This window comes from Paenibacillus sp. UASWS1643, assembly GCF_008693195.1.
GTDB lineage: Bacteria > Bacillota > Bacilli > Paenibacillales > Paenibacillaceae > Paenibacillus > Paenibacillus amylolyticus_B.
Genome location: NZ_VXKZ01000115.1, coordinates 560,731 through 575,685, shown reverse-complemented (window position 1 = coordinate 575,685; position 14,955 = coordinate 560,731). Strand labels below are relative to the sequence as shown.

10 protein-coding genes are annotated in these 14,955 nt (G+C 44.0%); all 10 read left to right on the top strand.

The genetic code is table 11. From position 1 onward, the window contains the following. Nucleotides 1-12: 12 nt before the first annotated feature. The 10 genes from FE296_RS27040 (at nucleotide 13) to FE296_RS26995 (ending at nucleotide 14,939) form a co-directional block, all read left to right on the top strand. Nucleotides 13-903, top strand: coding sequence for a carbohydrate ABC transporter permease (locus FE296_RS27040; RefSeq protein ID WP_029880772.1), 891 nt, complete (start codon nucleotides 13-15; stop codon nucleotides 901-903). Nucleotides 904-1,030: 127 nt separating this feature from the next. Then, complete coding sequence (locus FE296_RS27035) at nucleotides 1,031-2,641, top strand: extracellular solute-binding protein (protein ID WP_223869049.1); 1,611 nt, start codon at nucleotides 1,031-1,033, stop codon at nucleotides 2,639-2,641. 471 nt (nucleotides 2,642-3,112) lie between these two features. Then, nucleotides 3,113-4,279, top strand: coding sequence for a cation:proton antiporter (locus FE296_RS27030; protein WP_150367042.1), 1,167 nt, complete (start codon nucleotides 3,113-3,115; stop codon nucleotides 4,277-4,279). Between the two features lie 687 nt (nucleotides 4,280-4,966). Then, a complete protein-coding gene (locus FE296_RS27025) occupies nucleotides 4,967-6,157 on the top strand; it encodes a glycine C-acetyltransferase (RefSeq protein WP_150367041.1) in 1,191 nt (396 codons plus the stop codon). 48 nt (nucleotides 6,158-6,205) lie between these two features. Continuing rightward, entirely contained in the window at nucleotides 6,206-7,165 is a 960-nt protein-coding gene (locus FE296_RS27020) for an L-threonine 3-dehydrogenase (protein WP_124114972.1), read from the top strand. 678 nt (nucleotides 7,166-7,843) lie between these two features. Beyond that, the gene (locus tag FE296_RS27015) at nucleotides 7,844-8,881 is read left to right on the top strand and encodes a LacI family DNA-binding transcriptional regulator (RefSeq protein WP_150367040.1); all 1,038 of its coding nucleotides are present in this window, start codon (nucleotides 7,844-7,846) and stop codon (nucleotides 8,879-8,881) included. A gap of 133 nt (nucleotides 8,882-9,014) precedes the next feature. Next, nucleotides 9,015-11,477, top strand: coding sequence for a hypothetical protein (locus tag FE296_RS27010; protein WP_150367039.1), 2,463 nt, complete (start codon nucleotides 9,015-9,017; stop codon nucleotides 11,475-11,477). Between the two features lie 169 nt (nucleotides 11,478-11,646). After that, nucleotides 11,647-13,038 carry an extracellular solute-binding protein gene (locus FE296_RS27005; RefSeq protein WP_150367038.1) on the top strand — a complete coding sequence of 464 codons (1,392 nt, stop codon included), beginning with the start codon at nucleotides 11,647-11,649 and terminating at the stop codon, nucleotides 13,036-13,038. Between the two features lie 42 nt (nucleotides 13,039-13,080). Continuing rightward, nucleotides 13,081-14,058 carry a carbohydrate ABC transporter permease gene (locus FE296_RS27000; RefSeq protein ID WP_190945581.1) on the top strand — a complete coding sequence of 326 codons (978 nt, stop codon included), beginning with the start codon at nucleotides 13,081-13,083 and terminating at the stop codon, nucleotides 14,056-14,058. Next, entirely contained in the window at nucleotides 14,058-14,939 is an 882-nt protein-coding gene (locus FE296_RS26995) for a carbohydrate ABC transporter permease (protein WP_150367036.1), read from the top strand. The genes FE296_RS27000 and FE296_RS26995 overlap by 1 nt, the downstream gene beginning before the upstream one ends. Nucleotides 14,940-14,955: the final 16 nt, after the last annotated feature.

The window sequence follows — 14,955 nt, the reverse complement described above, 5'->3', positions numbered from 1 at the left end:
GGAGCGCTTGTAATGATTCTGAACCGATTCGGAGATCGTATTTTCAAAATTATTGTATATTTCATTCTTATTCTCGTATTACTGGTTACATTTCTTCCGTTTTGGAATATACTCGTTCTTTCATTGAACAGCGCGGAGGATACGGTGCGAGGCGGCGTTTATCTGTGGCCCAGAGATCTGACCTTGGATAGCTATCAGCAGATTTTGAAAGATAGCGAGATTTTAAACGGTCTGTGGGTAACCGTCAAACGAACGCTGATTGGCGCACCGCTATCGGTTCTCGTCATTACGATGCTTGCATATCCGCTAAGTCGGCGGAATCTAATTGGTCGCAAAGGCTGGAACCTGTACTTTATTTTTACCATGTATTTCAGTGGCGGACTGATTCCGTTCTACATGGTGCTTAAGGCGCTGAATATGATCGATACCTTTTCGGTGTTCATTTTGCCAAGTTTGATGAATGTCTTCTATATGATCATTGTCCGTACTTTCATGGAACAGCTACCCCATGAGATTGAAGAATCGGCGAGGGTAGACGGGGCTAACGATCTGACAATTTTCTTCCGAATTGTGATGCCGCTGACAACACCTGTACTTGCAACAGTGGGACTTTTTCAAGCGATAGGGCATTGGAATGCGTGGTTTGATTCCTATGCGTTCACCTATAGTTCGGATCTGAAGACTCTGCAAGCCGTGCTCGTGAAAATATTGAATCAATTTCAGACCGGTGGCATGATTTCGCAAACGCAAATGCTGGCCAACTCGGCCAAACGAAATGCCGTTTCCAGCGATACCATTCGAATGGCTGCTACGATGGTAGCCACATTACCAATCGTGATGGTGTATCCGTTCCTGCAAAAGTACTTTGTTAAAGGTATGACTCTGGGAGCGGTGAAAAGTTAATCTGTTCCATAATCCGGTTACAGGGAAGGCTTGTCCAGTGGTCTCTCCCTGAAAGGGGGTGGGCAAATATCGTTTTGGAAATGCTCAATCTAGCACAACAGGAATTTATTCATTGGGAGGAATTAGGGTGTCAATAACAAAGACTAAAAAATGGATGACCATGGGGATTACAGCTGCATTAGTCGTTGGTTTGCTGGCGGGCTGCTCCTCCAATGATGGGGAGAACAATACAGCAGGTAAAGACGGGGAGCAAGGGCCGATTACGCTGACCTGGTTTGATGGCAATACCAAAGGAGAACCTTTTACCGATGCGGTTGCCCAGGAAATTACCAAAAAGACGGGCATAGAGATTTCCATCCAGCAGCCAACGGGTAATCCAACAGAAAAACTGAGCCTAATGCTGGCGAGTGGTGACTATCCGGATGTGGTAGTCATGAGCCGGGGAGATGCTTCCCTCGACAAATACATTTCAAGTGGGGCATTCATTCCACTGGATGAGTTAATTGAGAAATATGGTTCTGATCTGAAAGAAATGTACGGAGATACCTTGACCAAAACACGTAATACAGACGGCAAGAACTACTATCTGGCAAACTGGTATGGACTCGACAGTGATCCGGTTTTCGGTATGCTGATGAGACAGAGTCTGTTGGAAGAGTTTCTTCCGGACAAAGCAGATGGTTCACAGCCCCTCACAACAGACGAATTCGAAGCACTCCTGAAAAATTTTAAAGAGAAATACAATACGATTGATGGCAAAGAGTCCATTCCGATGACGATGAACGGGGAGAACATGGGTGCGAATCTGGGCACATTCAAAGGCATGTGGGGCTTAAAGACGTATTATGACAACAACGGACGTCTGCAATATGATGTCAAGGATCCAAAATATCGTGAGATGCTGTTATACATGAATCGCTTATATAGAGAAGGTCTGATCGAAAAGGAATTTGCGATTAGCAAAACACAGACCTGGATTCAAAAGCTGACGACTGGTGCGGTGTTTGCTACCCCAGGTGCATATTGGGACCCGGGGAACGGCAATGCGGCCTTGAAGAAGGATGGCGGGGAAAAGAATCAACTCTTTGCTTACAAAGTTGTTGCTCCAGGTGTAGATCCGGCTCAAACGACGTTTGGCCCTAGAAGTTCGCTTGGATGGGATGCAATAGCCATTACCAAAAACAACAAACACCCTGAAGAAACGATAAAGCTGTTTAATTATCTGGCGAGTGATGAAGGACAGCATTTGCTGCTGTGGGGCAGGGAAGGCGAACAGTACACCATGGTGGATGGCAAGCGACAACCGAAACCTGAATTCCTGCAAAGCTTCAAGGATAATTGGGATGATACGGTGAAGAAAAGCGGCGTTCGCAAATGGTTATGGTTTATCAAAAATGGTCTGGACCCGAACGGACAGCCATATGACATGGCGGTCAAATTCCAGCGCAGTGAAGTGGATGAACTGGCCATTAAGAGTCTTGGCGATTCCGTATGGGATACAGCGCAGTATGATAACCTGAATCCGGATGGGGGAACACCTCAAGCACTGACCGCCCAGAAGGTGAAGGATATTATGGATCAGAGCATTACGAGAGCCATTATTGCTCCAAGTGAAGCTGAAGCCAACTCTATTTTTGACAAGATGCTGGAGGATATGAAGAAGGCTGGCGATGAAAAAGTGGAAGATATCATTAACGAGAAATATGCTCAGCGTATGGAACTCTGGTCTTCGAAATAATTGGATATCAACTTATAAATAAGAGTGTCCCGGGTGATTGCCCGGGACACTCTTATTTATGGATGCATTTTATCATACCGTTCCTGTCGCGGGACAAGAGCATTTTTACCGATTAAAGTGTTATCTAATTATTATCATGACAGAAATTATGTGGCGAGATAAAAGCACAATTCGCTTAGTGCTTCACCGAGCAGGTAATGTAGCCTTTGAGTCATATTGTTACCGAAATCTTGCGTTGTGTTTCCGTTTCTGGTTATTATGTTTTTTTGTACATATTAAAAAACGTCCCTAATGCTCGTTTTTAGAGTTTTTATCAAAAATACGTATATGGGGATTAATGAGGGTTTTCATAAGGGTAATAACCCTGTTTTGTTGCTTAAAAAGCTATATTGACCTATGCTTTTAGGTCTATTATTATGTTGGGGAACGCGTTCGCATTGTTTGAGATATTGTTGTTGAGGAGTAGGTAGAATGGAGTTTATATGGTATTTGGCTTTAATCATTGTTAGTACAAAAATAGCAGGACATGTATCCGTAAAATTGGGGCAACCCTCTGTACTTGGGAAATTGGTTGTCGGCATTATTTTGGGACCTGCAATTCTGGGGTGGATTGATAATAATGAATTCATTCATTATGTCTCTGAAGTAGGGGTATTATTACTTATGTTTATTGCTGGATTAGAAACTGACCTGGATCAGTTAAAGAAAAACTGGAGATCAGCAGTTGCAGTTGCTGTTGGTGGGATTATACTTCCTTTTGCAGGTGGATTTGGAGTAGCAGATTTATTTGGATTATCAACGAACTATGCACTTTTTATGGGAGTTTTATTCAGTGCAACATCTGTAAGCATTTCAGTACAAGTGCTAAAGGATATGGATCGTTTAAGTTCTAGGGAAGGCACAACCATTCTTGGAGCTGCTGTGGTAGACGATATTTTAGTTGTTATCCTATTAGCATTTATGATGAGTTTCTTGGGTACAGGTCAGGATGTATCCTTGGGACTTCTAGTAGGAAAGAAAGTGCTGTTCTTCATAGGTGTATTTGTTGCAGGGGCATTTATAGTTCCTCGTGTTATGAAATGGCTCTCAACTCTTAAAGTAACAGAGCCCATAATATCAATCGCACTTTTCATTTGCTTTGGATTTGCATACTTTGCTGATCTGATGGGTTTGGCCGGTATAATCGGTTCATTTGCTGCCGGTATTGCAATCTCACAAACAAATTTTAAGAATGTTGTTGAAAAGAAGATCGAGCCAATTGCATATTCAATTTTTGTTCCCGTATTTTTTGTAAGCATTGGTCTCAATGTTTCATTTGAAGGTGTAGGTCAACAGATCGGATTCCTTATCGTTCTAACCGTTGCTGCTGTTTTGACTAAATTACTCGGCGGTGCATTGGGAGCAAAGATTACAGGATTCAGCAATGTTTCTTCTTTTGCTATAGGAGCTGGGATGGTATCACGAGGAGAGGTTGCATTAATTATTGCATCAACTGGTTTACAAGCAGGGCTTCTTTTACCTGAATACTTCACTTCAGTTATTATAATGGTCATACTTACAACTTTAATAGCGCCACCATTGTTAAAGGTGTTATTTAATCCACGTAAGGGAACTGCTTCAAAAGAAGGCGGGCTATAAGAATAAAAGGGGGAGAATACTATATCTAAACTCTATTTGTTTTCCTATAAGCCTAAAAATGACGGATGGACCGAGGAGTGTATTAACTTTCATCTGGATAATCTCTTTGAGGTCAAACATCTTCATGACAGAGTGTATTTAATTAAAACAGCGGATGATATTGATTTGTTAGAGAAGTACTTTCTTGAGTGTCTGCGTACACACGATAGTTACTTTTTACTACAAATCAGTGAAATGCCTGTCACACATCGTCAGAATGGTCTTATATCTGAAGATGTGACTAGATGGCTTCAACTCTAATTAATTCAACGGACTATCATTAGATAGTTCGTTTTTATTTTTGTTAAAAGTGAGGATTCTACAGTATTGCAACTCCACTCAAGAAGTTGATTTCGGATCTAGGAATGAAGGAATACATAGCAAAGCACATGGAGAAGAGGTAATTGCTGCACAGGAAGTTACCGAGCGGCAAAAGATATAAACAAAAATTGAATAGCGATTACTTCCGGTGAAGGGGGAATAATCACTATGTTTATTTGCGTATTTTTCACTTTTTGTCCTCCACATGTGTACAAAGAATAAAAAAGATGCTACATTAAAATTAGTATAAACCCCTTTATAACAGGGTTTTCTACAGAATGACATGTCTCCTGTACAAGGACAAACGTATATCAAGGAGGGAATTGAATGTCAAGCCAAGCATTGGACCAATTTTTAAGTTCGAACATCGAAGATCTAAAGACTAAAGGTCTATATAACTTCATCGATACATTGCAGGGTGCAAATGGTCCTGTTATTCGTATTGGCGGAAAGTCCCTAATCAATTTGTCTTCTAATAACTATCTGGGCCTGGCAACAGATTATCGCTTGATTGATGCTTCAGTTAAGGCAACGCAGACATACGGAGCAGGTGCAGGGGCTGTGAGAACAATTAATGGTACGATGGATCTTCATATTGAGCTTGAAGAAAAACTGGCCCGTTTCAAAAAAACAGAAGCCGTTATCGTGTATCAATCGGGATTTAACTGTAATATGGCTGCTATATCCGCGGTAATGGACCAGCATGATGCGATTTTATCCGATGAGCTGAACCACGCTTCCATTATTGATGGCTGCCGCCTGTCGAGAGCCAAGGTGATTCGCTTTAAGCATTCGGATATGAATGATTTAAGACAGCAGGCGAAAGAGGCCAAGGAATCCGGTAAGTACCATAAAATTATGGTCATCACCGACGGGGTTTTCTCCATGGATGGTGATATAGCAAAGCTGCCCGAAATCGTGAAAATAGCAGAAGAATTCGATCTGATAACTTATGTGGATGATGCCCACGGTTCGGGCGTTCTCGGAGCAGGTGCGGGAACCGTGAAACATTTTGAATTGTCCGACCGCATTGACTTTCAAATTGGTACTCTTTCCAAGGCGATCGGCGTTGTCGGCGGTTATGTGGCGGGTAAAAAACAACTGATCGAATGGTTGAAGCTGAGAAGCCGTCCGTTTCTGTTCTCGACATCGCTACCTCCGGCTGCAATCGCTTCTTCTATTGCTTCTGTTGACATTTTGATGAATGACAAAGAACTGATTGAGAAGCTATGGGAGAACGGCAATCATTTGAAAAATGGCTTGAGCCGTCTTGGATATGATGTAGGCCAAAGCGAAACGCCGATCACACCTTGTATCATTGGCGATGAAGTAACCACCCAACAGTTCAGCAAACGGCTCTATGAAGAAGGCGTTTACGCCAAGGCAATCCTGTTTCCTACGGTCCCGAAAGGAACTGGAAGAATACGCAACATGCCGACAGCTGCACATACCAAGGAGATGCTTGACCAGGTGATCTCTGTTTATGAGAAAGTTGGCAAGGAAATGAAGCTGATTTAGCTGCATTATAGCTGTATTCGCGGGAGTATATTTCGGGAGGAATGTCTTATGAACAAGATTTTGGTGACCGGAGCACTAGGCCAAATCGGTTCTGAGTTAGTTGTTAAATTACGTGAGATTTATGGTGCGGATCACGTCATTGCTACGGATCTCAGGTCATCAGCCCACGAAATTACCCGATCCGGACCATTCGAGCTGCTGGACGTGACGAATGATAAGGCGATGTTCGAAATCGCCAAGCGGTACGAAGTGGATACCATCATGCATTTGGCTGCGCTGCTGTCGGCTACCGCAGAGGAGAAACCCCTGCTTGCCTGGAATTTGAATATGGGCGGATTGATGAATGCACTTGAAATATCCAGAGAGCTCGGCTGCCAATTGTTCACTCCAAGCTCCATTGGATCTTTTGGCCCTACGACTCCGAAATACAATACCCCGCAGGATACGATCCAGAGGCCCAATACGATGTACGGCGTGAACAAAGTGTCCGGCGAACTGCTTTGTGATTATTATTTTCACAAGTACGGCCTGGATACTAGGGGGCTGCGATTCCCTGGTTTGATATCTTATATGACGCCTCCCGGCGGAGGAACGACCGATTACGCAGTGGAAATTTATTACGCAGCCGTGACGGTTGGCCGGTATACATCTTATATCGCCAAAGACACAAACATGGACATGATGTATATGCCGGATGCCCTAAACGCTATCATCGATTTAATGGAAGCGGATTCTTCCCGGTTGATGCACCGAAACTCATTTAATGTCACCGCTATGAGCGTGGATCCGGAGGCGATCGCTGCAGCAATTCGAGAGGAGTTTCCCGGCTTTATCCTAGATTATGACGTTGATCCGAAGAGACAGGCGATAGCCGATAGCTGGCCGCATTCCATTGATGCGACGGCAGCAAAAACAGAATGGGGATTTCATGCCCGCTACGACTTGAAGGCCATGACGAAGGATATGCTTTCACAGCTAAGCGAGAGACAAATGCTTCGCAAAGCTTAAAGTTATTATAAATTTACTGTGCAAACCGAGTAGAAATACAAAAGAATCTGCGTCAAGAGGAGGTTTGGCGTTACCCGGATAAAATGAAGGGAGGAACAACTCAATCGTCAATGGGGTACAAGAAAATTGTTCCATTTCTAGTCGCTATTATAGCGGCTTTTTTGTTTTAAGGAACCAAGTTCTTGTCCCAAGTTGAAGACAAGAACTTGGTGTCATTTCGGATTAGGTAGATACCTAAATAGTATGATGCTGGAACTTCCATGGCGAGATAAAAGCCACATAAATATAAGACTTCGCTTGAATAACGACTTTTCTTGTATCAGGACCTAAGGCAAGAACTTAGCACCACCGCTGAAAAGGTTAAGAACATGGCACCATGTCGATTAAAATATTTTCTCATTAAGCTAATCCGACTAGTCGCATTTTCACAAGGAATGGCTGGAATGATGCTATCTGCGCGAAACATAGGTGGACATATTAATAAATTCGTTCCTAAAGTCTAATAAAAGAGATTATTAGTCACAATCAACGCTAATGTCTCAGTAAAAAAAGTGGAAGTAAAACCCAAAATAAAGGTTGCTTAATCAGTGATTGTAAGGTAAGATTCAACTATCAAAAAAATCTAAACGTTTAAATAGCTATTGAACGATGGTTCGTATGCTTAGACAGGAGAGACCTATGAGAAAAACTAGCATAAAGGACATCGCACTTAGGGCTAATGTTTCTATTGCTACAGTCTCCTATGTACTCAACGGTACTCGCAATGTGCGTCCCGAAACGCGCAGAAGGGTCCAGGAGGCTATCGAAGCATTGAATTACAAACCGAACGAGATTGCTAAAAGCCTCCAACGTAACCGTACCAACACAATTGGTGTTATTACGGAGGATGTGACTGTTTTTAACGCTCCGGATATTATCGATGGTATAAACGACTTTGGAGACCGTCACGACCTACATATCCTGCTGGTTAACCTTAGGCTCGACAAACGAATTGGCCGTAATTTTCAAGACGTCGAAACTTACCGTAAGTATGCAGGCAGTGCTGTATCTGAACTGCTCGGTAAACAGGTGGATGGTATCATTTACATCGGAGTTCACACTCGCGACTTGACAGGTCTAATCAATGTTGAAGGTAAACCGATTATATACACCTACGGTTATACACAAGACGATATTTCAATTCAGTATAATGATGAACAGGCATCTTATGAAGCGATGTCGTACTTGGTACAAATGGGACACAGTCGCATCGCAATTATTAGTGGCTTAATGGATTCAATCCCTTCAAGACGCCGATTAAACGGTTATTACAAAGCAGTCACCGATTTTGAATTGCCGTTTGATCCTTCGTTAATAAAGATGGGGGATTGGGAAAGAGATTCGGGCTACAGGTACGCTAACGAGCTACTTGACATGGACAATCCGCCGACTGCGATTCTGTCAATGAACGATGTTATGGGCGTCGGGGTTCTTCAGGCCACGAAGGAAAAGGGGCTAAGCGTTCCTGAAGATATTTCTGTAGTTGGTTTTGATGATCGGGAATTCAGCGATTACCTGAGCCCACGTCTGACAACAATGGGATTACCGCTTCATGAGATGGGATATTTAGCGATAGAAACCCTTTACCGCCTAATCCATGGAGAAGATATTCAAAACCTAACCATGCCGGAATGTCGCTTGATCGAGCGCGATTCCGTTCGGAAGCTTAAAAGCTAAAAAGGCGCATGCCAATTTCCATATATAGAACCAACGCAGGTAGGCTTTGCAATACCAAAGAGGAATTTAAGTTTCTCTTTTTGAATTAATTTAAACGTTTAACTTAATTCTGATCAATGAAAGGGAGATCTGGGTGACCATTCTTAGTAATGAAAAATTCAGGATCGAGTTTGGTGAACGTGGTGCCGTTCAGTCATTGGTGATGAAAGATGATCCGCATGAGATGAATTGGGTCGTAGATCCTCATTATTTGCAAGAGGTTGGATTCCAAGAGGATGAGGATAAGCTCTTTGGCGAATGGAGTATGCAGTTGAATGATAGGTTTGTTCAAAGCTCGATGTTTGAGCCAAATATTACGAAACATAGCACGAACCATGTTACTGTTGAGTTCAAAGATGTACAGGTCAAGATCTTGTTTTCATATTTGCTGGAAGGCGATCAATTCCGCTGGGGTATCAAACTGACCAATGAATCGGATAAGAACATTAAAATTCAAGGGTTCCATGTGTGGTTTTCTCTCGCCTACATTATGTTTCGGACGCAAGATGTTTACCGTAACATGCATGAATCCTGCGCCGTATTTACGCACATCGGGGGGAACTTTGCCAAGTTTGCTGCTGTACGACGAAGTAACGACGGACCTCATCTGGGAATCTACACGCTCAGAGGGAATACATCCACCATGGGTTCTCATTGTCGTTATTGTAACCGCTTTCTGGAGCAAGTTTCTCCATCTTTGGACGGCTTGTTATTCCACAGGCTTTCTTTAGTGGAGGATGGGACCTCCTTGAAAGATTTGGTACTTACTGATTGGATCTATGATGACGCTTACAACTCTTTAACGTTAATGCCCGGGCAAGCGGAAAATTGGGAGTACGGATTTGTGTCATTCCAGAATCTGACGGATTTCTACCACCAAGGCAAGGTCCTCGGACATCCTCACTGGAACTTTACACCCGTTGTGCCTGAAGGAGGACAATTCACAGCCTCAGTCCGTTTGCCTAGGGATCTTGAACTAAGGTCGTTAAAGCTATACAGTGCGCCTGGACACCAGAATGGCATTGAAGAGCAGGATATCTCCACACTACTGGTTCCTTCAGAAAAGTCTATGTCACTAGACGCAGGCTCTGATCAAATTAGCAACCTCGTCGTTGAACAGGAGTTCATAGTGACCCTATCCGCTGACGTACCAGGAGAACGTAAGCTGGAGTTGATACTCAAGGACGGACGTCGTGACATGCTGGTTTGGAATGTTCTTGAACCCGTTCATACATTGCTTGAAAAGCGAGCAGAATGGCTGGCAGTAAATAGCTATGAAGACGGGGAGGCAGCGGTTCGGCCCCATGCGTTCCGTCCGTTATCTAACCAAGGTGAGTCACTGGGAAAATTGGCATTCTTATTGATGAAAAATGGGATGTCTTCACCTGTTCCCGAGCAGGTTATGAGGGCGGAAGCAGCAGCGGTGCTGGATATGAAGATGCACTGGTTCATCGAAGGTAATCTGTCCCGTCCGCAACCTTTGTACGGTAACTTTTATCGTATCTACGATTTCGATTATATCGCGCACGTTTTTTATCTATTATCACAAATGGATGAAGAGCTGCTTCATTTGCATTCTCCCTCCGAGTATTTGAAGTGGGCCGCCGAAGTGATGTGTTTGCGACTTGATCCAGATTGCCATTCAGGTCAGCGAGAAAAGGACGAATCACGTCTAAATGGTGTGTTTATCCTTTACATACGTGAACTGCTGCAAGCGTTGAAAGACAAGGGATATGCTGAATTACATAATCAACTACGACAGCTATGGGATCGCTTTGGTCGGGAAATGGAAATTGGTGTTCGGCACTACGGCGGAGCCGTTACAGAGCACTTTTATGATAATGCCGGATTTGGTCCAACGTGCACAGCATTATGTTTCCTTGGACATACCGACAAGGCTTCACAATATGGTCAGCTTATTTTGGCGAATATCGGATTCAGCAACGACTATAGGCAGCAGAATCCGGATCGATGGTGGGAAGCACTGTCTCCAATGATTCATTCCTTATGGGGCGGACTAGCGGCATCGTCGGCATTGGTTGCGTATGAACATCTCGGTAATACAGAATATCTGGAAGCAGCTTATCGCTCTACAATGGCAATCTTTCATTGCTATGACTGGAATGTAAAATCCACCCCGCGCAGGCTGGAGCAAGGTGAAGCCGCATCGACGTATAGTGTATCTGCCCCCAACTTGAACATGCCGGAATTGTCGCGTAATCGTTTTGGGCAATCGATGTTCGTGGGAGCAGACGATCCGCTGTTTGCCGCTTTGTTCTCCGATGTATCGGGGGATGATTGGGATATGGGTGAGGAATTAGTAGCTTATTTGCTGGGGTTTGGAACTACAACGTACCTCTATCGAGATGAAGGAGGCACTTTAAGATGTGTCAACGGATTCGTGACAGAAGAGCATGATGGTTGGACCGTGAAAAGTTATGCGGCGTATCCGTCCAGGTATGTATTCCGTGAAGAAGACTTAGAGTTCAGAGCTCCTCTAGGAACATTGCAAAAGAGCATTCGCCTGGAAAATGGAAAGTTCAGAGTTTGCCTATGACAGTCTTCTAACTTGGCAGTTTCCAACTTGTTCTATATAGGGAAGTACAGGATTGGTTACAATCAGCACCATATAAACATCCGGATATGAACAAGACCATGTTTTTAAGTTAAACGATTAAATTCGTTGACTTGAAATAAATAGCTTTGAAAAAGGGAGGAAAACAAACATGAGGTTTGGTAAGCGCAAGTTGGTTCTGTCTCTCGCATTAACCTTGGCTTTCTCCACGTTAGCAGGTTGTTCCGGCAATTCGGACACTTCCGGCAATGCCAAAAACGCAGCAGCAGGCAACGGGGATCCGTCCGGTGGGGGCATCACCCTTGAGTTGCTGTATTGGGGGGATGACGTACAGAAGCAACTGGTGGAATCCGCTGCAGAAAAATATACAGCGGACACCGGGGTGAAAATTAATGCGCAGGTGCTGCCAGCAGACGGCACATTTGACACCTTCATCCAGACGAGGCTTCAATCCGGAGAACTGCCGGACATCAGTTACATGGGGGAAGCTGACATTCAAAAGTATAATGAGATGGGCATTTTAGAGGACATTTCCGACCTGCTTGCGGATGGAACCATTCCGGAGAAACTTCCTGCAATCACCATCCATACTCCAGAACAGAAAGTTATTGGTGTAGGCTTGTCCAACCAAATGGAACTGCTGTTTTATAGCAAATCGAAATTTAATGAGGCAGGCGTTTCATATCCACCTACTAAGGTTGAAGAAGCCTGGGATTGGGATACCTTTGTTGCCAATGCTAAAAAACTAACCAAGGATTCGAGTGGTAAGACAGCTGCCGATGCTGGATTCGATGCTGCATTGACCGAAAACTATGGTCTTGGTTTTACGGCAGGTCGTGAATTTCACCATTTCTGGGCAGCGAATGCCAATGGAGGAGGCATTGTATCCGCGGATGGAAAAGAGTTTCAATGGAATTCGCCCCAAACGACAGAAGGTATTCAAAAACTGGCTGATCTTGTGAACAAAGACAAAGTTGCTTCGGCCTTTAGCTACACCTGGAGTTCTGGAATTGGCTCCGCTGTGGATGCTTTAAGCGGGGGTTATGCTATGGCTGTGAGCGGATCTTGGGATTTAGCGAATATCAAAGGCAATGAGGACATTGGTGTAGGTGTGCTCCCAAAAATGGAGAAAGCAGTAACCATGAATGCTGGAGCTCCACTCGTTGTGTACAATACCTCCAAACATATCGAAGAGGCTAAGAAATTCTACGCCTATATGGTTAACCCAGAAAACAGCCTAGACTTGCTGAAAAGCGGAGCATGGCTACCCAATCAGGCGGACTGGTATACAGATCCAGCTTTAATTGATCAATGGACTGCTGATCTGCCAGCCAGCGCAAAGGAAACCATCCTTAGCTATGCTACGACCGAGGGTGCCATTGTCCAATGGCCAGCGTATTATGTTCCGGCTTATTTAAAAATGAACACGGAATACGAAAAGTCTATTGACCAGGCATTATCCGGTCAGAAAAGTGTCAAAGAAATTTATGATGCAATTATGCCGGCAATCAAGTCACTGTGGGAAAGCGGCAAGGTTTCCTAATCATAGGAAGGAAGTTTGAATTCGAAAAGAGAGGCTATGCTTATGAATCCAGAACGCAAAATCGGTTCGAAGACCGTTTCTGCCAGAAGATTTGCAAAAGGTGCCACCAAAGAGGCCATTGCCGGATATCTATTTGCTGCCCCAGCCATTATCGGATTTTTGGTGCTGACGATGTACCCCATGCTCGCCAGTTTATATTACAGTTTTCATAAAATTACGATTATGAGCGGCAGTCAGGTCATGGAATGGATTGGGCTAGATAACTTCAGGTATATTTTCAGCAATCCGAGCTCTGAATTTAAAAAATCGATTACGGTTACGCTTGTCTATTCCTTTGTAAACGTAGCACTCGTTATCGTGTTCTGCCTGATCGTTGCTTTGCTGTTGAACCGTAAGTTTATTGGAAGAAATGTGCTAAGAGCTATCTTTTTTCTGCCATCTGTGATACCGATGCTTGCGACAACGATCGTATGGCAGATGCTATTGCAAAATCAGGCCAAAGGCGGGCTCATCAACTGGGTTCTACTACAAATGGGCATTGCGCCATGGGATTTTCTCAACGACCCACTTCGGATCTTCTACACCTTGTTTATCATGAGTCTGTGGACATGTGGCGGGACAATTGTTGTATTTATTGCCACGTTGCAGGATGTCCCCGGAGAATTGCTGGAGGCCGTTGAGATGGATGGAGGCAATGCCTGGCACAAGTTTTTGAAGGTAACTTATCCAACGATTAAACCCGTACTCTTTTTTCAGCTCATCATGTGTATGATGACGTCAATCCAGATTTACACCCAAAGCGTGGTATTGTCACGAAATGGCGCGCCTGACCGAATGACATACTTTATCAACGTCATGATCTACGACCATTCCTTTGTGCAAGTTGGCATGCGAGGTTTGGCATCAGCCGAAGCTTGGATCGTATTTCTGATTACTTTGGTGATTACGGGCGTGTTATTTTACTTTCAAGGCGCGTTCAAACGTGATGATTCCATGGGCAAACGAAAGTGGGTGAGATAATGGAGACGGCACCTGCACGGATGAAATATACGAGCATCAAGCAGGCTAAAAACCGAAGAAGAGCAATTCATTTCGGCTTGATTGTGTTATCTCTCCTGCTTGCATTCATTTTTGCTTTTCCATTGTACTGGCTGTTACGCGGCGCAATGGTGAGTCATTCGGAAATATTGGCCAGACCGCCTGTATTTTATCCGAAGGAGCTTGGGTTTGAGAATTTCAGGCTAGGACTGGAACGAATTCAGTTCTGGCGGCAGCTATGGAATTCAGTCTCCATCGTTGTTCCGTATGTCATTGGCACCGTCATTACGACCAGCTTTGCAGCATACGCATTTGCCAAATTACGATTCCCCATGCGCGGCGCCTGGTTTGTGCTCGTTATCAGCAGTATGATGCTGCCTAGTGCAGTTACACTGCTTCCACAATTTTCGTTATATACATCGCTTGGGCTTGCAGGCAAACCTGCCCTAATTATTCCAGCCTTTTTTTGCGCAGGCGGCAATGCATATTTCGTTTTTCTGCTCAGACAATTTTTTATGACAATCCCTGCTGAACTGAGTGAGGCGGCCAAAATCGATGGCGCGGGTTATTTCCGCATCTATTACCGGATCATGCTGCCTCTCATTCGTCCTGCCATGATTGTTGTTGCACTATTCAGTTTCATCAATTGTTGGAATGAATTTTTCTACACCATGATTTATCTGAAAACCGAGGCCGATTATACCTTGCCTATGGGCTTGTACATGGTGAACGGAATGCGTATTCCAAACTATGAGCAGGTCATGGCGCTTGCACTCATCGTAACACTTCCCTGCCTGGTGTTTTTCCTGATCGGCAACAAATATTTCGTAGAAGGCATTACGTTGACGGGAATTAAAGGTTAATAAGGAGGAGACGAAG

Bases quoted from the DNA above. Each gene is read 5' to 3' on its own strand.
- FE296_RS27040 (WP_029880772.1), top strand. From the start codon at position 13: ATGATTCTGAACCGATTCGGAGATCGTATTTTCAAAATTATTGTATAT.
- FE296_RS27030 (WP_150367042.1), top strand. From the start codon at position 3,113: ATGGAGTTTATATGGTATTTGGCTTTAATCATTGTTAGTACAAAAATA.
- FE296_RS27025 (WP_150367041.1), top strand. From the start codon at position 4,967: ATGTCAAGCCAAGCATTGGACCAATTTTTAAGTTCGAACATCGAAGAT.
- FE296_RS27020 (WP_124114972.1), top strand. From the start codon at position 6,206: ATGAACAAGATTTTGGTGACCGGAGCACTAGGCCAAATCGGTTCTGAG.
- FE296_RS27015 (WP_150367040.1), top strand. From the start codon at position 7,844: ATGAGAAAAACTAGCATAAAGGACATCGCACTTAGGGCTAATGTTTCT.
- FE296_RS27005 (WP_150367038.1), top strand. From the start codon at position 11,647: ATGAGGTTTGGTAAGCGCAAGTTGGTTCTGTCTCTCGCATTAACCTTG.
- FE296_RS27000 (WP_190945581.1), top strand. From the start codon at position 13,081: ATGAATCCAGAACGCAAAATCGGTTCGAAGACCGTTTCTGCCAGAAGA.
- FE296_RS26995 (WP_150367036.1), top strand. From the start codon at position 14,058: ATGGAGACGGCACCTGCACGGATGAAATATACGAGCATCAAGCAGGCT.